At 59.4% G+C, this 25,628-nt stretch carries 25 protein-coding genes; 10 read left to right on the forward strand and 15 right to left on the reverse strand.

Annotated elements, in window-relative coordinates; all coding sequences use genetic code 11:
• Window positions 1-142: 142 nt before the first annotated feature.
• The 4 genes from AEQ67_RS20110 to AEQ67_RS20125 form a co-directional block, all read right to left on the reverse strand.
• Entirely contained in the window at window positions 143-691 is a 549-nt protein-coding gene (locus tag AEQ67_RS20110; protein ID WP_007895886.1) for a cupin domain-containing protein, read from the reverse strand.
• 383 nt (window positions 692-1,074) lie between these two features.
• Window positions 1,075-2,361 carry an NAD(P)/FAD-dependent oxidoreductase gene (locus AEQ67_RS20115; protein ID WP_059405578.1) on the reverse strand — a complete coding sequence of 429 codons (1,287 nt, stop codon included), beginning with the start codon at window positions 2,359-2,361 and terminating at the stop codon, window positions 1,075-1,077.
• 52 nt (window positions 2,362-2,413) lie between these two features.
• A complete protein-coding gene (locus AEQ67_RS20120; RefSeq protein WP_059405579.1) occupies window positions 2,414-3,904 on the reverse strand; it encodes an aldehyde dehydrogenase in 1,491 nt (496 codons plus the stop codon).
• Between the two features lie 233 nt (window positions 3,905-4,137).
• On the reverse strand, window positions 4,138-5,514 hold the full coding sequence (locus tag AEQ67_RS20125; protein ID WP_059405580.1) for a glutamine synthetase family protein: 1,377 nt from the start codon (window positions 5,512-5,514) through the stop codon (window positions 4,138-4,140).
• A 280-nt stretch (window positions 5,515-5,794) separates the two neighbouring features.
• Between AEQ67_RS20125 and AEQ67_RS20130 the strand changes: the two genes are divergently transcribed.
• The 5 genes from AEQ67_RS20130 to AEQ67_RS20150 all read left to right on the forward strand — a co-directional run bounded on the left by AEQ67_RS20130 (window position 5,795) and on the right by AEQ67_RS20150 (window position 11,125).
• Window positions 5,795-6,556, forward strand: coding sequence for a gamma-glutamyl-gamma-aminobutyrate hydrolase family protein (locus tag AEQ67_RS20130; RefSeq protein WP_059405581.1), 762 nt, complete (start codon window positions 5,795-5,797; stop codon window positions 6,554-6,556).
• 354 nt (window positions 6,557-6,910) lie between these two features.
• Window positions 6,911-8,053, forward strand: a complete 1,143-nt coding sequence (gene potA, locus AEQ67_RS20135) for a polyamine ABC transporter ATP-binding protein (RefSeq protein WP_059405582.1) — start codon at window positions 6,911-6,913, stop codon at window positions 8,051-8,053.
• 29 nt (window positions 8,054-8,082) lie between these two features.
• Window positions 8,083-8,964, forward strand: coding sequence for an ABC transporter permease subunit (locus tag AEQ67_RS20140; RefSeq protein ID WP_161807480.1), 882 nt, complete (start codon window positions 8,083-8,085; stop codon window positions 8,962-8,964).
• Window positions 8,961-9,845 carry an ABC transporter permease subunit gene (locus AEQ67_RS20145; RefSeq protein ID WP_059405584.1) on the forward strand — a complete coding sequence of 295 codons (885 nt, stop codon included), beginning with the start codon at window positions 8,961-8,963 and terminating at the stop codon, window positions 9,843-9,845. Before AEQ67_RS20140 ends, AEQ67_RS20145 begins: the two co-directional genes overlap by 4 nt.
• A gap of 182 nt (window positions 9,846-10,027) precedes the next feature.
• Window positions 10,028-11,125, forward strand: a complete 1,098-nt coding sequence (locus AEQ67_RS20150) for a polyamine ABC transporter substrate-binding protein (protein WP_059405585.1) — start codon at window positions 10,028-10,030, stop codon at window positions 11,123-11,125.
• Window positions 11,126-11,513: 388 nt separating this feature from the next.
• Here the strand turns inward: AEQ67_RS20150 and thpR are convergent, their stop codons facing one another.
• Complete coding sequence (thpR, locus tag AEQ67_RS20155) at window positions 11,514-12,053, reverse strand: RNA 2',3'-cyclic phosphodiesterase (RefSeq protein ID WP_059405586.1); 540 nt, start codon at window positions 12,051-12,053, stop codon at window positions 11,514-11,516.
• 60 nt (window positions 12,054-12,113) lie between these two features.
• Between thpR and AEQ67_RS20160 the strand changes: the two genes are divergently transcribed.
• Window positions 12,114-12,308 (forward strand): hypothetical protein, encoded by a 195-nt coding sequence (locus AEQ67_RS20160; RefSeq protein ID WP_059405587.1) that lies wholly within the window; start codon window positions 12,114-12,116, stop codon window positions 12,306-12,308.
• Window positions 12,309-12,322: 14 nt separating this feature from the next.
• Here the strand turns inward: AEQ67_RS20160 and AEQ67_RS20165 are convergent, their stop codons facing one another.
• The 3 genes from AEQ67_RS20165 to AEQ67_RS35875 all read right to left on the reverse strand — a co-directional run bounded on the left by AEQ67_RS20165 (window position 12,323) and on the right by AEQ67_RS35875 (window position 14,184).
• Window positions 12,323-12,676, reverse strand: coding sequence for a DUF1428 domain-containing protein (locus AEQ67_RS20165; protein WP_059405588.1), 354 nt, complete (start codon window positions 12,674-12,676; stop codon window positions 12,323-12,325).
• A 16-nt stretch (window positions 12,677-12,692) separates the two neighbouring features.
• A complete protein-coding gene (locus tag AEQ67_RS20170; protein WP_059405589.1) occupies window positions 12,693-13,760 on the reverse strand; it encodes a hypothetical protein in 1,068 nt (355 codons plus the stop codon).
• Between the two features lie 106 nt (window positions 13,761-13,866).
• A complete protein-coding gene (locus AEQ67_RS35875; protein ID WP_059405590.1) occupies window positions 13,867-14,184 on the reverse strand; it encodes a hypothetical protein in 318 nt (105 codons plus the stop codon).
• On the opposite strand from AEQ67_RS35875, the gene AEQ67_RS20180 reads away from it, so the two are divergent.
• The gene (locus AEQ67_RS20180) at window positions 14,176-14,445 is read left to right on the forward strand and encodes a hypothetical protein (protein WP_059405591.1); all 270 of its coding nucleotides are present in this window, start codon (window positions 14,176-14,178) and stop codon (window positions 14,443-14,445) included. The two genes, AEQ67_RS35875 and AEQ67_RS20180, sit on opposite strands and share 9 nt — an antisense overlap.
• 1 nt (window position 14,446) lies before the next feature.
• Here AEQ67_RS20180 and AEQ67_RS20185 read toward each other — a convergent pair whose 3' ends face one another.
• The 5 genes from AEQ67_RS20185 to AEQ67_RS20205 all read right to left on the reverse strand — a co-directional run bounded on the left by AEQ67_RS20185 (window position 14,447) and on the right by AEQ67_RS20205 (window position 20,438).
• The gene (locus tag AEQ67_RS20185; protein ID WP_059405592.1) at window positions 14,447-15,562 is read right to left on the reverse strand and encodes an HlyD family secretion protein; all 1,116 of its coding nucleotides are present in this window, start codon (window positions 15,560-15,562) and stop codon (window positions 14,447-14,449) included.
• Between the two features lie 6 nt (window positions 15,563-15,568).
• Complete coding sequence (locus tag AEQ67_RS20190; protein WP_059405593.1) at window positions 15,569-16,402, reverse strand: hypothetical protein; 834 nt, start codon at window positions 16,400-16,402, stop codon at window positions 15,569-15,571.
• 1 nt (window position 16,403) lies between these two features.
• On the reverse strand, window positions 16,404-17,732 hold the full coding sequence (locus AEQ67_RS20195; RefSeq protein WP_059405594.1) for a glycosyltransferase family 2 protein: 1,329 nt from the start codon (window positions 17,730-17,732) through the stop codon (window positions 16,404-16,406).
• A gap of 6 nt (window positions 17,733-17,738) precedes the next feature.
• Complete coding sequence (locus AEQ67_RS20200; RefSeq protein WP_059405595.1) at window positions 17,739-19,127, reverse strand: diguanylate cyclase domain-containing protein; 1,389 nt, start codon at window positions 19,125-19,127, stop codon at window positions 17,739-17,741.
• 426 nt (window positions 19,128-19,553) lie between these two features.
• Window positions 19,554-20,438, reverse strand: a complete 885-nt coding sequence (locus tag AEQ67_RS20205; RefSeq protein ID WP_059405596.1) for a LysR family transcriptional regulator — start codon at window positions 20,436-20,438, stop codon at window positions 19,554-19,556.
• A gap of 133 nt (window positions 20,439-20,571) precedes the next feature.
• On the opposite strand from AEQ67_RS20205, the gene AEQ67_RS20210 reads away from it, so the two are divergent.
• Window positions 20,572-22,002, forward strand: coding sequence for an MFS transporter (locus AEQ67_RS20210; RefSeq protein WP_059405597.1), 1,431 nt, complete (start codon window positions 20,572-20,574; stop codon window positions 22,000-22,002).
• Window position 22,003: 1 nt separating this feature from the next.
• Here the strand turns inward: AEQ67_RS20210 and AEQ67_RS20215 are convergent, their stop codons facing one another.
• Window positions 22,004-22,900, reverse strand: coding sequence for a LysR substrate-binding domain-containing protein (locus AEQ67_RS20215; protein WP_059405598.1), 897 nt, complete (start codon window positions 22,898-22,900; stop codon window positions 22,004-22,006).
• Window positions 22,901-22,994: 94 nt separating this feature from the next.
• On the opposite strand from AEQ67_RS20215, the gene AEQ67_RS20220 reads away from it, so the two are divergent.
• Both AEQ67_RS20220 and AEQ67_RS20225 read left to right on the forward strand, forming a co-directional pair.
• On the forward strand, window positions 22,995-23,897 hold the full coding sequence (locus AEQ67_RS20220) for a DMT family transporter (RefSeq protein ID WP_059405599.1): 903 nt from the start codon (window positions 22,995-22,997) through the stop codon (window positions 23,895-23,897).
• 117 nt (window positions 23,898-24,014) lie between these two features.
• On the forward strand, window positions 24,015-24,677 hold the full coding sequence (locus AEQ67_RS20225; protein WP_059405600.1) for a glutathione S-transferase family protein: 663 nt from the start codon (window positions 24,015-24,017) through the stop codon (window positions 24,675-24,677).
• Here the strand turns inward: AEQ67_RS20225 and AEQ67_RS20230 are convergent.
• The gene (locus AEQ67_RS20230) at window positions 24,638-25,558 is read right to left on the reverse strand and encodes a hypothetical protein (protein WP_059405601.1); all 921 of its coding nucleotides are present in this window, start codon (window positions 25,556-25,558) and stop codon (window positions 24,638-24,640) included. The two genes, AEQ67_RS20225 and AEQ67_RS20230, sit on opposite strands and share 40 nt — an antisense overlap.
• Between the last annotated feature and the right edge of the window lie 70 nt (window positions 25,559-25,628).

A 25,628-nucleotide genomic window follows, 5' to 3' on the forward strand; every position in this document is an offset into this window, starting at 1 on the left:
ACAACAATTATCATACATCCCAATGGGCGTCGAGCGCTGAGCCGCTTCAGGCCCAGCAGGTTTTCCAATCATTCTTGAGGCAATGTTTCAGGCATCGTTTGCGCCTGCTTTGGACCGTACGGCCACCTAGCCGCTTTCACTATCAGAAGTTAGCCGGCGTATTCGCACTAATAATCTCCGCCTCATCCGCCCCAATATTCCGAAACCGATGCGGCAACGTCGTCGGAAAGTAATACCCATCCCCTGCATTCAGCACACTAATCTGCCCATCCACCGTCAACTCAACAGTGCCACGAGTGACAAGCCCACACTCCTCCCCTTCCGAGTGCACAATCGGCTCTTCCCCCGAACTCGCCCCAGGCGCGTATTGCTCGCGCAACAGCCGCATCTGTCGGCTCGGCACCGAAGCGCCAATCAACAGCAACCGCAACCCATGACGCCCAAGATCCGGCTGTTCATTGGCACGAAATACGTATTGGTGCTCACGCGGCGGCTGATCAAAGGTGAAGAAGTCCGCCAAAGACATAGGGATGCCTTCGAGCAGTTTTTTCAGGGAGCTGACGGAGGGACTGACGCGATTTTGTTCGATCAGGGAGATGGTGGCATTGGTGACGCCGCTACGCCGGGCCAGCTCGCGCTGGGACAGTTTGTAGCTTTCGCGTACTAATTTGAGTCGTGAGCCCGTGTCCATGACAGCCTTATGCGAAGAATACTTAAGGGTTATGGGGGTGGATGGCGGGCGACTTGTGGCCGCGAAAGTACCGCTTCCCTGTCCCGGAAATGTGAAAGTCGGGTATTAAATCACGTTTGGTGGTGTTGCTGTAGGAGCAAGCTTGCTCGCGATGGCGGTGTGTCAGGCTGCATCAATTTGGCTGATGGACCATCGCGAGCAAGCTCGGCTCCTACAGGGATGGCGGTGTGTCAGGCGACGTTGATGGTGGCTGATCTGGCGCTTTCGCTGGCAAGCCAGCTCCTACGGGGTTTGTGTTGGCGGCACCCTTTGTGGGTTGCCGCCAGTGGGGTGTCCGGTTGTGTTGGCGGCCAGGTTTTTGGGGTGGCCGCCGAACGGGTTGGTTAGATGCCGAAACGGTCGCGCAGCGCGTAGTACGCGGCGCCCATGGCGGTGAGTGGGGCCTGGAAGGTGCGGCCGCCGAGCATCGGCATGTGCGGCAACGAGGCGAACGCATCGAAGCGTTCGGCGTCGCCGCGGATCATTTCCGAGATGAGTTTGCCGGCCAGGTGCGAGCAGGTGACGCCGTGGCCGCTGTAGCCTTGCATGTAGTAGGCGTTTTTCTCGATGCGGCCGAATTGCGGCATGCGCGACATGGTCAGCAGGAAGTTGCCGGTCCAGCGGGAGTCGATCTTCACGTCCTTGAGTTGCGGGAAGGTCTTGAGGATTTTCGGCTTGATCAGTTGCTCGATGTCGTCCGGTTCGCGGGCGCCGTAGCCCACGCCGCCGCCGTACAGCAGGCGGTTGTCAGCGGTGAGGCGGTAGTAGTCGAGCAGGTAGTTGCAGTCTTCGACGCAGTAGTTGTTTTTGATCAGGCTGCGCGCAACCTTTTCGGACAACGGTTCGGTAACGACGATTTGCGAGCCGCACGGCATGCTTTTGCGCGTGACGCGGTTGTCGAGGTCTTGCGGCAGGTAGGCGTTGCCGGCGATCAGCAGGTATTTGGCGCGGACCACGCCTTTGGCGGTGCGCACGGTGATCGGTTCGCCGTAGGTGATTTCCACCGCTGCCGATTGCTCGTAGATCTTGCCGCCCAGGCCGATGATGGCCGAGGCTTCGCCGAGGGCCAGGTTCAGTGGGTGGATGTGGCCGCCCTGCATGTCGAGCAGGCCGCCGACGTAGTTGTCGCAACCGACTTCGCGCTTGATGTCCGCCGCGTCGAGCATTGTCAGGTTTTTGTTGCCGTAGCGTTCCCAGCTGCTTTTCTGCTCGGCCAGGCCTTTGAGTTGCTTTTTGTTCAGCGCGGCGAAGATGCCACCCGGGCGGTAGTCGCACTGGATGTCGTAGTGTTGTATGCGCTGACGAATGATGTCGGCGCCTTCAAAGATCATGCTGCCGAGGACTTCGGCAGTCTTGTCGCCGTAGCGCTCTTCGATCACATCGACGTCACGGCTGTAGGAGTTGACCAGTTGGCCGCCGTTGCGACCACTGGCACCGAAGCCGACTTTGGCGGCTTCGAGCACGGTGACGCTGTAGCCGGCTTCAGCCAGGAACAGGGCCGAAGACAAACCGGTGTAGCCGGCGCCGATCACGCAGACGTCGCATTCCACCAGCTCTTCAAGCACCGGGAATTCGCCGGTGAAGTTACGGGTGGCGGCGTAGTAGCTGTTTACATGTGTTGTGTGTTTCATACGTTTCTCCGATGGCCGCCGATACGATTCGGCGGCCGCCGTTGTAGAGGTGTTAGAGCTTGATCCAGGTCGCTTTGAGTTCGGTGTATTTGTCGAACGCGTGCAGCGATTTGTCCCGACCGTTACCCGACTGCTTGTACCCGCCGAACGGCGCGGTCATGTCGCCGCCGTCGTACTGGTTGACCCAGACGCTGCCGGCGCGCAAGCCGCGAGCGAAGGTGTGCGCCTTGCTGAGGTTGCTGGTCCAGACGCCGGCGGCCAGGCCGAAGATGCTGTCGTTGGCGATGGCCAGGGCTTCTTCTTCAGTGTCGAAGGTGATCAGTGACAAAACCGGGCCGAAGATTTCTTCCTGGGCGATGGTCATGGCGTTGGTCACGCCGTCGAAAATCGCCGGTTCCACGTACAGGCCACCGGTGGCTTCGAGGGTGCGGCTGCCGCCCGCGATCAGTTGCGCGCCCTGGTCTTTGCCGACCTGGATGTAGCGCAGCACGTTGTCCAGTTGACGCTGATCGACGACTGCGCCGACGGTGGTTTCGGGGTCGAGAGCATGTCCCGGTTTCCAGGCTTGCAGTGCTTCCACCAGCAGCGGAATGAACTGCTCGCGAATGGAACGCTCGACCAGCAAACGCGAACCGGCGGTGCAGACTTCGCCCTGGTTGAAGGCAATCGCACCGGCTGCCGCTTGTGCCGCCGCGCGCAAATCCGGCGCGTCGGCGAACACCACGTTCGGGCTCTTGCCCCCGGCTTCAAGCCAAACGCGTTTCATGTTGCTTTGGCCGGAATAGATCAGCAGTTGCTTGGCAATCGCGGTCGAGCCGGTGAAGGCCAGCACGTCGACGTCCATGTGCAACGCCAGCGCCTTGCCGACGGTGTGACCGAAGCCCGGCAGTACGTTGAACACGCCTTTGGGGATGCCGGCATCCAGCGCCAATTGCGCGATGCGGATGGCGGTGAGTGGCGACTTTTCCGAAGGCTTGAGGATGAACGAGTTACCGGCTGCCAGGGCTGGGGCGAATTTCCAGCTGGCCATGATCAGCGGGAAGTTCCACGGCACGATGGCGGCGACAACACCGGCAGGTTCGCGGGTGATCAGGCCGAGTTGGTCGTGCGGTGTCGCGGCGACTTCATCGTAGATCTTGTCGATGGCTTCGGCGCTCCAGCGGATCGCGTTGGCGGTCGCCGGGATGTCGATGTTCATCGAGTCGTTGATCGGCTTGCCCATGTCGAGGGTTTCGAGCAGGGCGAGTTCTTCCTGGTTGGCCAGGATCAGGTCGGCGAAGCGAATCAGGATGCGCTTGCGTTCGGCCGGGGCCAGATTGGCCCAGATGCCGGATTCGAAAGTGCGGCGCGCGACGGCGACGGCCGCGTTGGCGTCGGCTTCATCGGTGCTGGCGACGTTGGCCAGGAAGCGGCCATCGACCGGGCTGATGCATTCGAACGTTGCGCCACTGAGGGCTGCGCAATAGTGGCCGTCGATGAATGCGCGGCCTTCTAGTGTTAGGGACTGGAAGCGTTGTTCCCAGTCGCTGCGAGTGTTTGTCATTGTTGTGACTCGACGCAGAGGAATAAGTAGTTGTCGGATTGAAGCCAACCAGCAAAGGATCAGAGCACCGCAATTCCCTGTGGGAGCGGGCTTGCCCGCGATGGCGGTGTGTCAGGCGACATCAATGTTGAAAGTGCTGCCGTCATCGCGGGCGAGCCCGCTCCCACAGGGATTGGTGGTGCACACAGGTTTTGTGTTCACCCCCATATCCTTAATTGACGGGTTGTGGCCCATCAAACCGTGTGCAAATACCAGTTGTACTCAAGGTCGGAGATGGAGTTCTCGAACTCGGCCAGCTCGCTTTCCTTGCACGCCACAAACACGTCGATGTAGAGCGGGTCGATGTATTTGGCCATGACTTCGCTGTCGTCCAACTCGCGCAGTGCGTCGCGCAGGTTGTTCGGCAGGCTCTGCTCGTTTTGCTCGTAGCTGTTGCCTTCGACCGTTGGGCCCGGTTCGATTTCGTTGGTCAGGCCGTGGTGAATACCGGCCAGGACTGACGCCATCAACAAGTACGGGTTAGCGTCGGCACCCGCGACGCGGTGCTCGATGCGCACCGAGTCCGCAGAACCGGTCGGCACACGGACCGCCACGGTACGGTTGTCGATGCCCCAGCTCGGCGAGTTCGGCACATAAAACTGTGCGCCGAAACGACGGTAGGAGTTGACGTTCGGGCACAGGAAGGCCATCTGCGCCGGCAGGGTCTCGAGCACACCGCCGATCGCGTGACGCAGTGCGGCGTTCTGCTCGGGATCCTCGCTGGCAAAGATGTTGTTGCCTTCTTTGTCGAGAATCGAAATATGCACGTGCAAACCATTGCCCGCCTGGCCCGGATACGGCTTGGCCATGAAGGTGGTGTCCATCTCGTGGTCGTAGGCGATGTTCTTCACTAGACGCTTGAGCAACACCGCGTAGTCGCAGGCCTTGATCGGGTCGTTGACGTGATGCAGGTTTACTTCGAACTGTGCCGGGGCGCTTTCCTTGACGATGGCGTCGGCAGGAATGCCCTGCTCTTTCGCGCCTTCGAGGATGTCTTGCAGGCAGTCGACGTATTCGTCGAGGTCGTCGATCAAATACACCTGGGTCGAGATCGGACGCTTGCCGGAGACCGGCGAACGTGGCGATTGCGGCCGACCGTTCACGTTGTCCTGGTCGATCAGGTAGAACTCGAGTTCGAACGCCGCGCAAATGGTCAGGCCCATTGCGTCGAACTTGCTCACCACCTGACGCAGCACTTCGCGAGGGTCAGCGAAGAACGGCTGGCCTTCGAGTTCGTGCATGGTCATTAACAGTTGCGCGGTCGGGCGCTTCTGCCATGGCTCGATGCTGAGCGTATCCGGGATGGGGAAGCAGATCCGGTCAGAGTCGCCGATGTCCAGACCCAGGCCGGTGCTTTCCACCGTAGAACCGTTGATGTCCAGAGCAAAGAGAGAGGCCGGAAGGTTGATGCCTTTTTCGTAAACCTTATGAAGACTGGTGCGCTCGATGCGCTTGCCGCGCACCACACCGTTCATATCCGCAATCAGAAGGTCGACGTACAAAACCTCAGGATATTTCTTAAGGAATGCGTTTGCTTCGTTGAGTTGAACGGTACGCAGAGGGACCGACATTTTGCACCTATTAGCTGTTAATTATTATGTTCACTACCTTGTTGCGAGCTCAGTCAACCCGAACGGCCAAGTGAAGTCAATAGCGAACACCTGGCCTCTCATCCTTTATTTTCGGGCCTTTTTTGGGCACGAGAGTGCCAGATCAGTCTTGCGCACCGCGTAAAGACTGAAGATCGGACGTGCGGCGTTTAGAATTTTTTACATGAGAGTTGTTAATTAAAATCAACAAGGCTAAGCTCCGGAAAAGCTCGTTCAAGTGTGAAACTTCGAGGTGATAAAAATGGCATTCAAGCCATTGATCGGCGTTACAGCATGCGTCAAACAGATTGGCCTGCACCCCTACCACATCAGCGGCGACAAGTACTTGCGTGCTGTCAGCGTCGCGGCGCTGGGGTTGCCTGTGGTCATTCCTTCCCTAGGCGACCTGACCGAAATCGAGGACCTGCTCGCGCAGCTCGACGGTCTGTTGCTGACCGGCTCGCCCTCGAATGTGGAACCTTTCCACTATCAAGGCCCGGCCAGTGCCCCCGGCACGGATCACGATCCGGCGCGGGACGCCACCACCCTTCCTTTATTGCGTGCAGCCATTGCGGCGGGCGTTCCGGTGCTCGGCATTTGCCGGGGCTTTCAGGAAATGAACGTGGCGTTCGGTGGCAGCCTGCATCAGAAGGTCCACGAAATTGCGGGGATGCTCGATCACCGCGAAGCGGACAGTCCGGAGCTGGCGGTGCAGTACGCACCGGCTCATGCGGTCGCCGTGCAACCGGGCGGCGTGTTTGAAGCGCTGGAATTGCCAATGGTGTTCCAGGTCAATTCGATTCACAGCCAGGGCATCGACCGACTCGCGCCCGGCCTGCGCGCCGAAGCGGTGGCGCCGGACGGTTTGATCGAGGCGATTTCGGTCGAGCACAGCAAGGCTTTCGCCCTCGGCGTGCAATGGCACCCGGAATGGCAGGTGCTTTCGAATCCGCCCTACTTGAGTATTTTCCAGGCGTTTGGCGAGGCATGCCGGCAACGGGTGGCGCTGCGTAACCAGCGCTGACGACCTGATACCCACTCAACGATTTAGCTGCCCCCGTGAGCCGGGCGGGCGTGCCTTTGCGCGCCGGTCACTCACGTAATAGATGAACCGCAATAACAACAAGTACGAACAGGCAGCCAGGATGGCGGTGCCGAATAAGCCCGAACGGATCGGCAACGCAATTCCCTGTAGGAGCGAGCTTGCTCGCGATGGACGTCCGGACTACGCGGGCATTCAGACAGCCCGCGTTATCGTTGGCGTCCATCGCGAGCAGGCTCGCTCCTACAGTGGCCGGCGTTACCCGCCCCGGGCTTGCAATCCACTCTTAAGTCAGGCCGCGTTGGCCCGACGACTGAAACCTGTTGGGAGTTTCACATGGCAAACGCCTCCAGCATCTACAGGAAGGCTCTTGAAGGTCACCAGTCACCGAAAAAGGTGCTGGTGAAAGTCGACCGCGTCACCAAGAAATTCGACGAAACCACCGCCGTGGACGATGTGTCCCTGGAGATCCATCAAGGCGAAATCTTCGCCCTGCTCGGCGGTTCCGGTTCCGGTAAATCGACCCTGCTGCGCATGCTCGCAGGCTTCGAGCGCCCGACCGAAGGCCGGATTCTGCTCGACGGTGTCGACATCACCGACATGCCGCCCTATGAGCGGCCGATCAACATGATGTTCCAGTCCTACGCGCTGTTCCCGCACATGACGGTGGCGCAGAACATTGCCTTCGGCCTCAAGCAGGATCGTTTGTCCACCAGCGAAATCGACGCCCGCGTCGAAGAGATGCTGCGCCTGGTGCACATGACCCAATACGCCAAACGCAAACCGCATCAGTTGTCCGGCGGTCAGCGTCAGCGCGTCGCCCTCGCCCGCTCCCTGGCCAAGCGTCCGAAGCTGTTGCTGCTCGACGAACCGATGGGCGCGCTGGATAAAAAGCTGCGTTCGCAGATGCAACTGGAGCTGGTGGAGATCATCGAGCGCGTTGGCGTGACTTGCGTGATGGTGACCCACGACCAGGAAGAGGCCATGACCATGGCTCAACGCATTGCGATCATGCACCTCGGCTGGATCGCCCAGATCGGCAGCCCGGTCGACATCTATGAAGCACCGGTCAGCCGCATGGTCTGCGAATTCATCGGCAACGTGAACGCCTTCGACGGCACCGTGGTCGAGGACCTGGAAGGTCACGCGATCATTCACAGCCCGGACCTGGAGCAGAAGATCTACGTCGGTCACGGCGTCAGCACGTCGGTGCAGGACAAGTCGATCACCTACGCCATTCGCCCGGAAAAACTGCTGGTCAGCACCACCAAGCCCGACACGCGCTACAACTGGTCAAGCGGCAAGGTGCATGACATCGCCTACCTCGGCGGCCACTCGGTGTTCTACGTGGAATTGCCTGGCGGCAAAGTCGTGCAGTCGTTCATGGCCAACGCCGAACGCCGTGGCGCGCGCCCAACCTGGGACGACAAGGTCTACGTGTGGTGGGAAGACGACAGCGGCGTGGTACTGCGCTCATGAAAACACTCAATCAGCAGTTTATGCGGCTGATGCCGAGTGGTCGAAAGCTCGTCATCGGGATTCCGTTCCTGTGGCTGTTCCTGTTCTTCATGCTGCCGTTTTTCCTGGTGATGAAGATCAGCTTCTCGGAAGCGGCCCTGGCCATTCCGCCTTACTCGGAGATCTACACCTTCGCCGAGCAGAAATTCCAGCTGTTGCTGAACCTCGGCAACTACAGTTTGCTGACTCAGGATGAGTTGTACATCTCGGCGTACTTCGGCTCGTTGAAGGTGGCGTTTTTAAGCACGCTGATGTGCCTGGTGATCGGTTTCCCGATGGCCTACGCGATCACCAAGGCGAGCAAGGAAACGCAAAACGTTCTGCTGTTGCTGATCATGATGCCGACCTGGACCGCGATCCTGATCCGCGTGTATGCGTGGATGGGCATCCTCAGCAACAACGGTTTGCTCAACGCGTTTTTGATGTGGACCGGGCTGACCGATCACCCGATCGAGATCCTCAACACCAACACCGCGGTGTATATCGGCGTGGTGTATGCGTACCTGCCGTTCATGGTGCTGCCGCTGTACGCCAACCTGGTCAAGCATGATCACAGCTTGCTGGAAGCCGCGTCTGACCTGGGTTCGAGCAACTTCAACAACTTCTGGAAAATCACCGTGCCGCTGGCCAAGAACGGGATCATTGCCGGCTGCATGCTGGTGTTCATCCCGGTGGTCGGTGAGTTCGTGATTCCGGAGCTGTTGGGCGGTCCAGAGACCCTGATGATCGGCCGTGTGCTGTGGCAAGAGTTCTTCAATAACCGCGACTGGCCGGTGGCGTCTGCCCTGGCGGTGGTGATGCTGTTGATCCTGATTGTGCCAATACTGCTGTTCAACCGCAGCCAGGCCAAAGAAATGGAGGCACGGGGATGAAACGCTTCGGATTTTCAAAGTTCATGCTGATTTTCGGCCTGTCGTTTATCTACTTGCCGATGTTGATTCTGGTGATCTACTCGTTCAACGCCTCCAAACTGGTGACGGTGTGGGGTGGCTGGTCGTTCAAGTGGTACGCCGGTTTGCTCGACAACACGCAACTGATGGGCTCGGTGGTGCGCTCGCTGGAAATCGCCTGCTACACCGCGATTGCCGCTGTAGCACTGGGGACCTTGGCGGCGTTCGTGCTGACTCGCGTCACGCGTTTCAAGGGCCGCACGTTGTTCGGCGGCCTGGTGACCGCGCCGTTGGTGATGCCGGAAGTGATCACCGGTCTGTCGCTGTTGCTGCTGTTTGTAGCCATGGCGCAGTTGATTGGTTGGCCGATGGAGCGTGGCATCGTCACGATCTGGATCGCCCACACCACGTTCTGTGCCGCTTATGTGGCGGTGGTCGTCTCCGCGCGCCTTCGTGAGCTGGACCTGTCCATCGAAGAAGCGGCCATGGACCTGGGGGCGAAGCCGTTCAAGGTGTTTTTCCTGATCACCATTCCGATGATCGCGCCGTCTCTGGCGGCCGGCGGCATGATGTCGTTTGCCTTGTCGCTGGATGACTTGGTGTTGGCAAGCTTCGTCTCCGGACCGGGTTCGACAACCTTACCGATGGAAGTGTTCTCGGCGGTGCGTCTGGGTGTGAAACCCGAAATCAACGCCGTGGCCAGCCTGATTCTGCTTGCCGTATCGATCGTGACCTTCATGGTCTGGTACTTCAGCCGCCGTGCCGAAGCGACCCGCAAACGGGCGATCCAGGAAGCGATGGACCAGACCGCCAGCGAGTCCTGGCAGCAACCTGAAAAGAAAATGGTAGAAGCAACGGCTTAAAGGCTTGCGAACGCACACTTTGTAGGAGCTGGCTTGCCAGCGAAGAACGATAACGATGACGCGTTTTAACAGGATAAACGTGGTGCGTTCGAATGCTTCGCTGGCAAGCCAGCTCCTACAAGGGTGCGCGAAGACAGCAACTGTTTTGCGTATCTGAATAAAAAAGAAATGGAGTTGTACCGATGAAAATGTTTGGCAGGACTCTGCTGACACTGTCCTTATTGGGCGCGATCGCCACCGGCGCCCAGGCCAATGACAAGGTACTGCGCGTCTACAACTGGTCGGATTACATCGCCCCGGACACCGTCAAGAAGTTCGAAGACGAGACCGGCATCCGCGTGACCTACGATGTGTTCGACAGCAATGAAACCCTTGAGGCACGCCTGCTCGCGGGCAAATCCGGCTACGACATCGTCGTGCCGTCCAACAGTTTCCTGGCCAAGCAGATCAAGGCCGGCGTCTATCAGGAACTGGACAAGTCGAAGCTGTCGAACTGGAAAAACCTCAACCCGGTCCTGCTGAAAAACGCCTCTGCCAGCGACCCGGATAACGCGCATGCCTTCCCGTACATGTGGGGCTCGATCGGCATCGGTTTCAACCCGGACAAGGTCAAGGAGGTGCTGGGTGCCAACGCGCCAACCAACTCCTGGGATTTGCTGTTCAAGCCGGAAAACGCCGAGAAGCTGAAAGCGTGCGGCATCAGTTTCCTCGACTCGCCGACCGAGATGCTCCCGGCCGCCCTGCACTACCTGGGCTACCCGGTGAACTCCAAGGACCCGCAGCACATCGCCGAGGCCGAAGCGCTGTTCATGAAGATTCGCCCTTCGGTGGCGTATTTCCATTCGTCGAAATACATCTCCGACCTGGCCAACGGCAACATCTGCGTGGCGGTCGGTTACTCCGGCGACGTGCTGCAAGCCAAGGCCCGCGCCAAGGAAGCCGGCGACAAGGTGAAGGTCGACTACAGCATTCCGAAAGAAGGTGCCGGCAGTTTTTATGACATGGTCGCCATCCCGCGTGATGCCGCCAACGTCGAGAACGCCTACCTGTTCATGAACTTCCTGATGCGCCCGGACATCATCGCCGAGATCACCAACAACATCGGCTACAGCAACGCCAACGCGGCGGCCACGCCGTTGGTGGATGAAGCGATTCGTGATGATCCGGGTTCGTACCCGCCGCAAGCGGTGATGGCGACGTTGTATGCCATTCCTGATTTGCCGATCGGCATCCAGCGCGTGATGACCCGGGGCTGGACGCGGGTGAAGCTCGGGAAATAATCGCTGAATCTGAAATGGCCATCGCGGGCAAGCCCGCTCCCACAGGGATCAGCGTCGTACACACATCTGTGTTCCACACCAGACCACTGTGGGAGCGGGCTTGCCCGCGATGAGGCCATAACATTCAACCTAGACATCAGCTTTTCCGTTCACGCAGCGCCTTACCACCGCTGCCCTCCTCTGCTGAAGAACGGCTTCACCTGGCTTCCTCGGTTAAGGTGAATTTTGGTGCCCCGGGCTAATGCCTGTAGGAGCGAGCTTGCTCGCGATGGACTTGAGGGCGACGCGGTTTGTCCATCAATCACGCGTTATCGTTAACGTCCATCGCGAGCGAGCTCGCTCCTACAACGGTCAGCATGAGTCCGTGGGCGCCTTTTTTTGTTTGGGTTTACGGCGCCACCAGCGGCCATTGCGCCAGTGCCCGATAGCGGCCCTTGTGGGATTCAAACAGGCTGAAGTGATCGGCGCGCAGGAAAAACTCGGGAGGCGTAACGGATTCAGGCACTGGCGCCCGATAGTCGCGCATCAAGGTCAGGTGCGGGCGAAATTCCTTGGGCGAATCCTCAGACCTGAACGGCAGCATCGCCTGCTCCAGCGCATACACCAGACGCAGCAATTCCGGCGGCGCCTGCTCCGGCACCAGCAGCAAAACTCCCGACTTGCGCCAGACGTCCAATCGATCAAGCATCACGGTCAACGCCATGCCGGGCGTGCGAACATTCGCCGCCGCTGTGCAAATGTCGGCGATCTGCGCCACTTCAACAGCCCCCAAAAACAATAGCGTCAGGTGAAAGTTTTCCGCCGGCACCGGACGTCCGCTGCGCAGCTGCAACTCGCTACGCCATTGGGCAATGGCCCGACGTTGCGCGGGGGCGCAGCCCAGTGCAAAAAACAGCCGTTTCAGCGGCTCATGGGATTCGTCGCTCATTCGTGGCACCTCCTGACAGGCAAGTTATAGTTCATGCAGACGAAACGACGGGAGGGGGCCATGCGACAAATCATCAGCAAAGAGCCGTGGTGGGCCGTGCCGCCGAAACCTGGCCAGGATGAATTCGAGCTGGAATGGGGCTGGCTGGTGCATTACAGCGAAGGTGAGCCACGCTTCGAGTTCGTCAAGGAGCGACCGACGGACAACGAGATTCGCCATCGAAAAAGTTGCAGGATCACCCCTTCGCCGGAGTGATCCTGGCGTTGGTTTCAGGCTTTGACGATCATTTCGAATCCGCCGAAGATCATCCGCTGACCATCGAACGGCATCGGATTGACGTCCGGCTGCACCCGTGGATCGGACATGAGTTTTCCCATGCCGGCATCACGGGTGGCCTTGTCCGGCCAGACGGTCCAGGAGAACACCACGGTTTCGTCTTCCTTGAGTTTTACCGCCATGGGGAACGAGGTCACTTTGCCGTCGGGTACGTCGTCACCCCAGCACTCGGCGAGGCTGAGTGCGCCGTTTTCCTTGAAAATGGCAGCGACGGTTTCAGCGTGTTTCTTGAATTTTTCGCGGTTGGCAGTGGGTACGGCAGCGATGAAGCCATCAACGTAGGACATGGTAGCTCTCCTTGGGTTATGGGGCGTTCTGCTGGTTAGTCGATTCGCTCGGGCTCCAATCGACAGCGCCGCTGCCCGAACTGACCGACGGTACTTCGGCGCTCCCCGCCAGGTTGCCTTCGATCTGCCCCGCCATGTACAGCGTCCCGGCCATTACGCCGGTCGTCGGGTTCTGCACCAGTTTCAGCCAGGCCTTGTCGAACGTATTGCCCAGGCTACTGCGAATCAGTGCTTCGCTGTCGGGCCGATCGGCGGCCTGAATAATCGCGCGAATCCCCGCCACACCCACGGTAATCAAGCCTCCGGCCAGTTTGCCCGCTGCAGCAGCTACCGCACTGGCCGCACCGCGCGGGGCCATTTCGGCCTCCATCCGTTGGCTGGCGCGCTTGGCCACCGGCGCCATGGCGGTGTCTGTCGACCCGACGCCCTTGTCGCCACCCGCCGCGTGGATCTTGTCGATCAGCGCCGCATAGGCCGGCAAGGTGTTCAGCGGCTGGGTGTGCACGACTTGATACAGCGAAGCGTCCCGCGCGGTTGGTGGCCCCAGTGCAATGGCGGGGATTTTCTGGATCCGGCCGTTGAGCTGAGCCATCGGCACGCCGTGGCGCTGGGAGATTTTCTGCAGCTCTTCCTGAAGGATGTCGACGTAGAACGCCGTGGCCAGGCCGAGGATCGCGTCGGGATCGATCTCCACCGCGACCGGCGCCAACACCCGCTGTTGGTATTGCTCCAGCAGATAGGCCGCCAGACGCTTGGCCGACGCATCCTGCTCACCTTTGGCGCTGATGGTGTACCAGCTGACCTTCATCGATAGCCATTCCTGTGTCCAGTAACTGCTGAACCATGGAATGAAGTTCTCTTCAGTCAGTTGATAGACCCGGGTTCGCCAGTAATCCATGGCACCGCGCGCGTAGATTCTGGTCTGCTCGGTGGCCGATTGCGACGCCGCGACAATCTCCCGGTCCACTTGCTGCCAGGTGCTCTGGGAAATCACCACGGGTGCCACTACCACCGGGGCAGGCGCAGGCGTGACGCAACCCGCCAATACCACCAGCACGGCGACGATCAGCGAACGCAGGTTCAAGATCGCGGTTTCCTAAAGACGTTTCGGACGGGATGTCCGGTGTTCAAAAGGCCTATTGATTTGAGTATAGGTGGCGGCGTTTGTTCGCTTGGGGTTGTGGTGTTCTTTAGTGCCTCATCGCGGGCAAGCCCGCTCCCACAATGATCTGGGATGGCCACAGACCTGTGGGAGCGGGCTTGCCCGCGATGAGGCCCTCAAGAACACCGCAAAAGCCACCATCACTTCCATCGATATTCACCATCGCCGCGAATGCCTTCCGCTCAATGACCGTCAGCGTAGGATCAATCTCAACCCCACAGAAAAACCCCACAGCGGAGGGGCACATCATGATGATCCATCTCCTGACCTGCATGGCCCTGACGGCTTTCACACTGAGCATTTTTTCCTGGTACGTCCTGACTGAGGAGCGCACGTCATGATCCATTCCGTCACCCTTGCCGTGAGTTTTCCGGTATTCGGCAACAACTACTACTCGCAAGAAGTCGTGTCGCGAAAAGAACTGTCACTGGTGTTCGACAAAAACTTCGAAGCGTTGCTGATCCCCGCCGCAGGTAACCATTTCAACAACGAAGTTGTTGGATTGAACGATCAGTTCCGGTTTTTGAACGATGTTCTGGTCGAACATCTGCTAGAGATGGAAGTGGCTCACGCCTCGCCGCGTTCGGCGCGTCAGTTCACCTTCTGACTTATTTATTCCCCTGTGCGGCCGTGGCTGGCCGCTCCATCGCAATGAAGTCGGCGATTCCCTCAATCAGTTCACGGCTGGTACTGACCATTTCCTGCCAGTCGGTGGGAAAACGCACATTTACTGGCAGCTGATCGATTCTCCAGCGCGGCGGCAGCGGTTGATCAAACCGCGCGGCGACCTGCAAACCCATTTCACTGGCAGCAAACGGCCCACGCAACACTGTTGGCGTGCGACCGGCGCTGTCCACGGCCTGCACAACATGGGCCGTCAGCCACTCGCCATCCGGCATGCGCACGCGCAGCGGCTGGCCAATCGCGGCGTAGCTGATGTTCAGCGGTTCCAGGTAAATCCACAGCAGCGGCTCTTCCAGGCGTTCGATGCGCATCAGCAATGTGCCGGCGCCGACGTTTTCGCCGGGATTGACCAATACCTCTGCAACCCGACCGCTCTGCGCGGCCTTGACCGACAACGCGGCGAGCCGGGTTTTCAACCACTGTTGCTCGGCATTCTGTTGAAGAATTTCGCGCTCGACGCTCAACGGCGACTGACGCGCCTGTTGCTCGCGGCGCTCGTACGCCAGCAAGTCGGCGCGAAAGGCGTCGAGTTCGGATTGCGCCGCCAGCACCTCGCCACGAGAGACGGCCCCACTGATTACCATGTCTTCCAGCGTTTGTACCTTTTGCTCGGCCCTGCCGATTCGGGTCCTGAGCAACTGGCGCTCCCTGCCGTCCAGTTTGGTGTCGGTGGCACGCACGGTATTGGTCGGCATCGCCGCCAGTTGCGACAGCCGGGCACGCCATTCCGGGTTGTCGAGATTGACCAACGGTTGATCGACCCGCACCTGTTCACCGGCCGTGACAAACAGCTGCTCGACCCGACCGGCATCCCGCGCGCGCACCTCAAGAATCGGCAAGCGCAATTGCGCCGGCGCGTCGATCATCAGCATGCCATAGGCCAGCTTGCCGCCGAGCCAGAGCAACGGGCTCGCGACCAGCAGCAGAATCAAGTACCAACGCACCCGAAACGCCACGCGCTTGCCCGGCGCATACAACACGCTCAAACCCTGTTCCTGGGTCGGGCTCAGCTCTTTACGGCTATCAAATCGAATTTTCATGACGGCTCACCGTTTTGGAAAGTCTCGCCAGGCTTGCCAGTCGATACCGGCAATCCCTTGTGGTTGCAGCTGTTCGCGCCAGACGCTGGTCTGACGTTGCAACTGCTCGTTCGACGCGCCAGCCCAGGACTCCGTGGCATCCAGTTGCGGCTCGGTGCTTTGCGCCAGGCGAAACTCCAGATCAGGCCAGCGCCTGGCGATCTGCTCCGCCATGCGCGCACTGTTTTGCGGGTTGCGGGTGTAGATCATCAGGCTGACCTGACGCACGCCGGCGCCGGGTAGCGCGCACGGCACGCAGGTTTGACCGGGTTTAGCCTCGGCGAACCAGCGATGATGGCTGGAAATCTCTACCGGCCAAGGGCTCTCTTTGGCGGCCACGCGTAAGGTCTCGATCCAGTCCTTCAAGCGCTGATCCGGGACCGGCATACCCAGTTGCTCGACTTCCAGGTCGAGGTGCAGGCTGGTGAATAAAAGTCCCTTCAGTTTCGCCAATAAATCGCTGAGCTCATGGCGCTGTTGCGGCTCGATCCAGGCCGGATCACCCAGCAACAGGCTCACTTGCAGCCCCTTGCCGGTCGCGTCCCGGAGCAATTGCTCCAGCCGTTGACGCGTCGAGCCGAGCTCTTTTAGCTGCGCTGACTTGAGGCCCAGGTAGATTTTGTCCATCCCGGCTTTTCGCAACGCCTCAAGTTCAGTCGCCCGATGGTCGGGATCGAGCAATGCTTCGCTGTCCCAGACATAACTGGCCTGCGACCAGTTGCGCGATGGGGCGCCCTGCGCCGGTGCCATCATCAGCGTCGGCAGCAATAGCAGCGTCAACAGCAGAGGAATCGAGCGCATATCAAAACCTCGTGGCTCGTTTAAGCACCCACCACGGCGCCATCGAGCTTTCTTCATGGCCACGACGGAACATCTCGTTGAGCATGGCCACCGCGCTCCAGCACCGCAGGAGCAGCATGAACAGCGGGAACACCGGCACCAGCAAGCCGAGGATCATGTCCTGTCGAGGTCGGTCGGACACCATCACGATCATGACGGTGAACAACAGTGCGGTAATCATCAGGTACAGCAGATAGATCAGCACAAACAGGAACAGCAAGGTCTTGCCCGGCAGGATGAACAACGCCAGCAAGGTGTAGCTGAAGATCAGAAACGGCAGCACCAACTGAAAAAAGAACCCCGTGAGCAGGATCATCAGAAAGGTCCGCCAGCCCAATAAGTTCGGGCTGATGTTGTGGTTGTGCTTTCGGATGTACAGGAAAAACAGGTCGCCATCCCAACGCAGGCGCTGCATCAGAAACTGCTTGAGCGTGGCAGGGGCATCGGTATGCCCGACCGCTTCCGGCTCGAAGGGAATCCTCAAGTCGTGCCGTTTAAAATAACTCTTGATGCGCAGCGTCAGGTCCAGGTCCTCGGCGGTGTGCGTGTTCCAGCCGCCGATTTTCACCAGGAAACTGCGACGGAACGCGCCGAAGGCCCCCGAGACGTTGTTGACCAGGTTCCATTCGGCGAGACCGATTTTCGACATATGAATCGACAGCAGGTATTCCAGCGACTGCATCGCGGTCACCCAAGAGGCCCAGACATTGCGCACGCGCAGGCTACCGGCGACCGCAGGCACCGAGGGGTCCTCGAAATGCCGCACGATGGCGCCGACCATGTTGTTATCGAAGGAGGTATCACCATCAAGCGCCATGACGATTTCACCGCTGGCCAGCGACAGCCCCGCGTTCAATGACGACACCCGACCGCCCCGCTGCCATTTGGCGATCGGCCGCAAATGGCGCCTGGGGTACAACTGCGGGTCGACGTAGAAACTGCGAACGGCACTGAGTGTCGGCTGGTTGACCGTGGCGCCGTCCACCACCGGAATCATCTCGATGTGGCCGGCATAAGTCTGTTCGCACAGGCTTAACAGCGTGGTCTGAACGTCCATCCCTTCGCTGTAGCAAGTAATGATGCAAGAGACCTTGGGCCGATAGACGCTGATCTTCGGCACATGGGTGCGCCGCCGTGTGAACCAGCGCAATACCCCCAGCAGCACCATGATCATCAGCGGTAATTCAAAAATCAGGAACGCTGGAAACAGCATGTAGAACAAACGGCTCAGACCATCCGGCCCCGCAAGCGCGCTGAGTGCGTTGAAGAGTTGCTCCAGGAAAGGGCTCATGGCGCATCAACCCAAGTCACTGGCGAGACGCGCCAGCAACAATTCACCATCTTCCTGATCGAGCAGGTCGTCGGGCGCGGTGATGCTGATGACACGCAGGGAAATGTCACTGACCTCCGGTGCTGAAAACAGCTCGGCAACCCGGCCCAGGCGCTGCTTGACGCTTTCCAGTCCTTTGCCATCGGTGTGGGGCAGCATGATCCAGAAATACTCCTCGGTACTTCGAGAACAGCGGTCCGTTTCCCTGACGGTTTCCTTCAAGCGATCAGCCACGCTATCGATAAAGGCGTGGCCGCGGTGTTCACCCAGGCGAGACATCGTCCCGGCCAGATTGACGAAACGCAGGCCAATCACTGAGAAGGCCGGCGATGGGTAGCGGCGCACCAGCTGGATCTGCCAGGTCAGCAGGTTGTAGAAGTCCTTGCCACCTAACAGGTTGAGCCTGCCGAAGTGATGAACCGATTGATCGCTGAACTCCTGACGGCAGCGAAAACGTCCGGCCTCGGCCAGTTGGAAATCCCTGACCTCACGGACGCGCAACTTGTCGGGCGTGTGTGACAGGCCACAGTCCAGGCAGCGAGCCTGCACTTCAGCATCGACAAAAAACGCCTGACATGAGCGACAGCGGTAGTTCTCCATCGGGCGGTCGTAATCACTGCCAATGTGGCGTAACCGGTTCAAGCAATTGGGGCACAACAACACCCCGTCTTTGAGAAAAGACTCCTGAGGCCCGACATGACCGCAGGTGAAGCAGTGCAATGAAGGTTGCCGTGAAATGTCCAGCGCCTGGCATTCGGCACACACGTCAATATAATTGAGCCGGCCCGAGCCACAATCGGAACACAGACGCACGCGATCGACCAGAACCCCCTCTTCCAGCCAGCCCTGTTGCACCATCAAACCGAGCCAGACAAACGAGTTGACCTGCTCGTTATCAGCCAGGACATCCAGTAACGGATAGCGATAATGTTGAGGCACTTGCGGGTCGCGCAGGGCATATACGCGGGCGCTGTCGCGCAGCCACAACCAGGACAGCACCCGACTCTCAAAACGCTCAGGAGCAGAACCGTACCTGAACTGCCTGAAGCGCTCTTGCCATATACCCCAGAGGGTTTTTATTTCGCTGGCATCAACCGGGCACGCGCCGTCACCCAAGGTTTCGCACCAGCCATCCTGGTCACGGCAGCAGTAAATGAGGATGTAGCGAAAAGACGGAATCGAGCGCAACTTGCGCAGCACTCTCCCCGCATAAGCGGCAGGCATGTCAAGCAGCAACACATCAACTGCGGCTGCAGCCAACAAACTGCCTAAATCGGCAAAGTGTTCAAGCTCCGGAAAATTCAAGCCTGGAACTCTATTACCCAGTATCGCAATCCGAGGATCTGGAGTCGGCATGACGGCTCGCCTCTACAGACAGATAAGCGTGTGGTTAACAAGAGACAAGCAACACTAGCACTACGTTGAAAAAATGCATGAAGTTATTTGTTTGATACGACGAACGCGAAAATCCCCCCATATCGACCCACCGCCAAACATCGACATGCAATTACACGCACCAATGAATTCTCTTTATTTTCATACAGTTAACATAACTTCTGTTCAGTGCTAGTTTATAGCCATCATCGATAGCGTTACGCCATACAAACACTGTCACGTTTGAAAAGGAGAAGATTTTACAGTAACGATAATTAAACCAATACCTCACACCCACCCATAAGTTCAATGTATTTTTATAGCGAAATCAATGGAAGTTATCACCCATCAAACTAAGCGTTAGATTAACCATTCCAGGGGCAGTTGTAGTTGATATCACCCTGACACTCACTGTGCACAGACACCCCGAACACAACTGCGCAACCATTTATGCACCGGATCGGCATCCAGTCGCGGGTGCCACAGCATCGCTACCGTGAACATCGGCAAAGCAACCGGCAGCACAAAACTGTGCATGCCTTCTCGCAGGCTGGCGGTGTGCCGCTCCGGAACGCTGGCGATCAGGTCGGTGGTCCGGGCGAGCGCCAGCGCGGTGGAGAAACCTGCAACGATGGTCACTGTCTGGTGCTCCAGAGGCACAAGCGCTTCATCGATCGGCCCCTTGTCGAGCCCCCGCCGGGACACACTGATGTGACTGCCCGCCGCATAACGCGCGGGCGTGATTTCGCCTTCACTCAATGGGTGACCGATTCGCACAACACCGATGAAACGGTCCCGGAACAAACCCTGGGTGCGCAACTCCGGGCCAGCGGACTTGCCCACCACACCCGTCTCCAGATCGACAGTCCCGTCGCGAAGTGCCGTGCTGTCCTTGTCCGGTTTGTGCATGAAGCGCAGGCGCACGCCTGGGGCTTGTTCGGCGATGCGCGCAATCAACTGAGCGCCGAAGTTCTCGACGAAGCCTTCGCTGGTGCGCAGTGTGAACGTTCGGACCAGCTGTGTGAGGTCTGGCTGTTCGGCCGGGCGCAGCACCGCCTCGGCCTCCTGTACCAACTGACTGACCCGCTCGCGCAGTTCAAGCGCTCGCGGTGTTGCGACTAACCCTCGCCCCGCCCTGACCAGCAACGGATCGCCCGTGGTTTCGCGCAATCGCGCCAATGCCCGACTCATCGCCGATGGACTCAGCCGCAAGCGTTTTGCCGCGCGCGCCACGCTGCCTTCGGCGAGCAGCACATCAAGGGTGATCAGCAAGTTCAGATCGGGCGTGGACATGCAGCGCTCCGCAAGTGGGATAAGGCGTTTAACGCACGTATACAGTGCAAAGGGTGCGTCTTCCGCCATATTAGGCCCGAGCGTAGATTCCTGATAGCTCCACTTCGCGAGTTGCCAGACAGAGAGGTACAGGATGAAGCCGACCCTTGCAGTAGCGGACAATGCGCCACCCACACCCTCGGTTCGCTGGGCCCTGGCCAGCCTTTCGCTTTCGATGCTGCTGTCATCGCTCGGCACCAGCATTGCCAATGTCGGTTTGCCGACGTTGACACAGGTGTTCGGCGCCTCTTTCCAACACGTACAGTGGGTTGTCATCGCCTATCTCCTGGCCATCACCACGTTGATCGTCAGCGTCGGTCGACTCGGTGACCTCACTGGCCGTCGGCGGTTGCTCTTGATCGGTATCGGCGTGTTCACCCTGGCCTCGGCGCTGTGCGGCTTCGCCCCTTCCCTGCCGTTGCTGATTGCCGCCCGGACGCTGCAGGGGCTGGGCGCCGCCATCATGATGGCGCTGACCATGGCGTTTGTTGGCGAGACCGTTGCAAAGGCAAAAACCGGTAGCGCCATGGGGTTGCTGGGCACGATGTCGGCGATTGGCACGGCGTCGGGGCCGTCGCTCGGCGGCCTGCTGATCGCCGGCTACGGCTGGCGCGCGATCTTCCTGATCACCGTGCCGTTAGGCTTGTTGACGCTGGTGCTTGCGCATCGCTATCTGCCCGCCGACCGGCAGAAACCCAAGGCTGCGCGAGCCGGTTTCGACCCTGTGGGCACGCTGCTGCTGGCGCTTACACTGGCGGCGTATGCGCTGGCCATGACGCTGGGGCGAGGCAGTTTCGGCTGGCTCAATATTGCCCTGCTGCTGGCGGCGCTGCTGGGTCTTGGAATGTTTCTGATGACTGAAACGAGAGTCGCCTCACCGCTGATTCGCCTGGCCATGTTCCGCGACCCGGTGTTGAGTTGCAGCCTCGGCATGAGCACGCTTGTTGCGACGGTGATGATGGCGACGTTGGTGGTCGGGCCGTTTTATCTGTCCCAGGCGCTCGGGCTGGACGCCGTCGGGGTCGGGCTGGTGTTGTCGGTCGGGCCGTTTGTCGCAGCGTTGACCGGTGTGCCCGCCGGCCGCATCGCCGACCGCTTTGGCGCCCCGCGCATGACCCTCGCCGGGCTCAGCACAATGGCGATCGGTTGCCTCATGCTTGCGCTGTTGCCACTGACCTTCGGCATCGCTGGCTACATCGCCCCGATGGTCGTGATCACCCTCGGCTATGCCGTGTTCCAGACCGCCAACAACACGGCGGTCATGGCCGATGTTGCACCCGACCAGCGCGGCGTCATCTCCGGCCTGCTCAACCTGTCGCGCAACCTGGGCCTGATCACCGGCGCGTCGGCGATGGGCGCGGTATTCGCGCTCGCCTCGGCAGCGGTCGACATCAGCACGGCGCGGCCGGACGTGGTCTCCGGCGGTATGCGGATTACTTTTGCCGTCGCGTTGCTGCTGATTGCCGCCGCACTGGCCATTGCAATGGGCAGCCGGGCTCGAGCGGTTGCTGCCGAGACTGCCTGATTCAGTGGGCGCCCGTCAGTGACGCCTGTTCAATCAGCCATTGCTTCAGGGCCTGCACGGCGGGACGTTGCTGCGCCATGCGCGGATGCACCAGATAAAAGCCTTTATCCAGTGCCAGACCGAGGGCAAAAGGCTCAACCAGCAAACCGTCTTCAACCTCGGCTTGCACCAGCAAAGGACTGGTCAACACCACGCCTTGATGCCGTTTGGCCGCGTCAATCGACAACAGTGACTGATCGAAATGCATGCCGGCGATGGCCTCGATCGCATCCGGTGCTAACCCGGCATGCCGTTCTAGCCACACAGCCCAGTGCGGATGCATCGTGGTGTGAATCAACGTGACGCTGGCAATGCTGCCGGGGTCTTTGGGATCAATCTTGCGCAGATACGCCGGCGAGCAATAGGCACGCGCTTCGTCTCGATAAAGGAGCTGGATGTCGAGGCCTGATCCGCCCCCATCGAAATACCGCACAGCCAGATCGACCAGCCCGGTGGTGAAATCAACCAGCTCCGTCGATGAACTCAAATGCAGGTCTACCGCGGGATGCGCCGCCACAAACAGCGGTATACGCCGGGCAAACCAGTTGGCCGCAAAGGTCGGCGGCATGCTGATTCTGGCGCTGTTGCTTTTGTTGTTCTTGAGCGTGTGGCTCGCCTCGGCGATATGGTTCAGCGCCGGTTGGATTCGCCCCCAGTATTGAAGGCCTTCCGCCGTCGGCTGGACCTGACGAACCTGCCGGGTGAACAGGGAAACTCCGAGCCATTGCTCCAGATTTCGTATCTGCTGGCCCACCGCTCCCGGCGTCACAAACAGCTCGTGAGCCGCCTCGGTGAAGCTGCCATGGCGCATTGCAGCGTCAAAGTAATGCAAAGCCTTAAGCGGTGGCATCGATTTCATGGCGTAGTTTTTCTATTGCATCAAGGACGATTAGTCATTTGTAGCAGGTGTTCCGCACCCACCACAATGAGGCCTGTTGTTTATGAGGTGCACCATGAAAAACACCACCTACGTTGCCTTCGCGGCCCTCGGCTTGATTTGGGGGACCAACTTCATCTTCATGAAATGGGCGTCGGCGCTGATCACGCCCGGACAGATTGTCTTGCTGCGGGTGTTCTTTGGTTTTGTGCCGATCCTGGCTTACGCGTTATTCACGCGCTCGCTGCGCTGGCACCACCTGCGCTACGCCCATCACTTTCTAGTCATGTCGTTGCTGGCGACGGCGATCTATTACTACGCCTTCGCCAAGGGCACTTCGTTACTGCCGTCCAGCGTGGCCGGCATGCTCAGCGGTGCGATTCCGCTATTCACCTTCGTGACTTCGTTTGTTTTTCTGCGTGACGAGGCGCTGACGGCGCGGATGGCGGCGGGAATCGGTGCAGGTTTTCTCGGCGTGCTGCTGATTGCGCAACCCTGGCACGCCGACTCGGCGACGATCAATCTTCAGGGCGTGCTGTACATGGTGATCGGTTCACTCAGCCTGGGGTGTTCATTCGTTTATGCACGACGCTTTTGGAGTGGCATCGATATCTCACCCGTCGCACTCAGCACCTACCAAATGGGGCTTGCACTGATCATCATCGCGGCGGTGACAGACTTTACCGGGCTGGCGAACATCACCACCGACACCCGCGCGATGCTCGGCGTATCGCTGGGATTGGGCCTGCTGGGAACCGGGCTGGCCTTTATCCTCTACTACACCCTCGTGCAGAAACTCGGCGCCGTTGCGGCGTCCGGCGTGACGTACATCCCGCCGCTCGTGGCCATCGTCATCGGCACTGTATTCGCGGGCGAGAGCCTGCGTCCCGACCACATCCTGGCGATTGTTGCGATTATGGGTGGCGTGTACTTGCTGCAAACGGGGCGCAAGCGGCTTCAGGTGATGACGGTGAAATGACCCGTTTTGCGTTAGTGCAGCTTGACCGTCCGTAACTCTTCCCATAGGCGTTCTTACGCTTCGCTATTCTTGATGAAGATCGAGATTGGGGCGCGCACTGCGCCGAGGAGCTCAAACATGTCGCTGACGCTTTACTACCACCCCCTGTCGTCGTTCTGTCACAAAGTGCTGATCGCGCTCTACGAACACGGGATCGATTTCGACCGACGGATTATCGATCTGGGGAATGAGGCCGACCGGACGGAGCTTCAAGCGTTATGGCCGCTGTGCAAGTTTCCGGTCATCCGCGATCATGCGCACAAGCGCGAATTGCCCGAGTCCTCGATCATCATCGAGTACCTGGATCGGGTTTACCCAGGCCCGTCCCGCCTGATTCCAGAGGATTGGGACACTGCGTTGGAGGCGCGCCTGTGGGACCGCTTTTTCGACCTGTACGTCCAGGGGCCGCTGCAACACATTGTCGGTGATCACTTGCGCGGCGCTCACGGCGATTTGACCCAAGCGCGCTCCATGTTGATGACGGCGTACGGCATGCTCGATCATCGAATGGCCTCGCGAATCTGGGTAGCCGGGGCGGATTTCAGCATGGCCGATTGCGCCGCGGCCCCCGCTCTTTTCTATACCAGCACGCTGCTGCCGTTTCCCGACGATTACCAGCACTTGAGTGCTTATTTCGAGAGGTTGATGCAAAGGCCGTCAGTCCAGCGAGTGATCGACGAAGCCAGGCCGTATTTTTCTCTTTATCCGTTTGAAGAGGCTATTGCGCAGCGGTTCCGATAGGGCTCGATGAATCCACAACCGAGGATGTCGTTGAGGCGCTTGGCATCGCTCATTCGGCGGAACAGTCCGAGCGTCTGCCACGGCGCGTGTCCATCAATATTGGGCGCGCCCACTCCGCGAATCAGGTCGTCGATCAGGATCGAGCGGGTTTCGAAAGAGAGACGCGTCAGCCCCGTGTGATTGCCAACCCCGGCATGGGCATGCGCCCCGGAAAAGGCCAGCAGACTGCCCGGAGCGATATCAACGGCAATCCCCTCCTGCGCGGCAATCGCTTCCAGCAGATGCGGGATGGCCTCATCGGCATCCACCGCGTTGCGCCCGTCTCGATGGGATCGTTGGAGGATTTCGCGCATGTCGAAATCGGCGCTCGAATTGCGCAGCGGTCGTTGCCACAGGTCCGGGTATAAGGCAAAGGTTCGCCCGGTGGTGATGGGATAGATCGGCGCCCACCAATTGGTTTGCGCGTAGAGATTCGAGCCCCAGGTATCGCGATGAAACGCGATGGTGGCGGTGGTGCGGGCACGGGGCGTGACCTGCTCGGGTTCACGATGGGGTTGAAAACGTAAATGCAGGCGATCACACGCCAGGGTATCCGGCGCAATGCCAAGGCTTTCCACGACGTCCCGCCAGCGCCGCTGAATCTCCGCCGAGCCGGCGAAATCGTTCTGCCATTTTGCGAAGTGTTCAGTCTGCTCAAAATGGTTCAAGTGAAGATGGATCTGTTGCGGCTGCCAGGGATTGAGTGCGTCTTCGCGAAACTCGCGTGCGTATTCCACCAGCGTCGCCATGGGCTGCAAGGCATCGATGCGGATGATTTCGCCGGCATAGACGCGGTCGTGAAATTGCCGAGCGCTGCTCGGCAGGACTAGCGAGCTGTACATGACCTGAAGCCTCGTGAAGCGGCGTCACTGACTGTAGTTCCACGCCGGTTGCAGCGAAAGAAGCAGGTGC

Source organism: Pseudomonas sp. RIT-PI-q (assembly GCF_001297125.1).
Lineage (GTDB): Bacteria > Pseudomonadota > Gammaproteobacteria > Pseudomonadales > Pseudomonadaceae > Aquipseudomonas.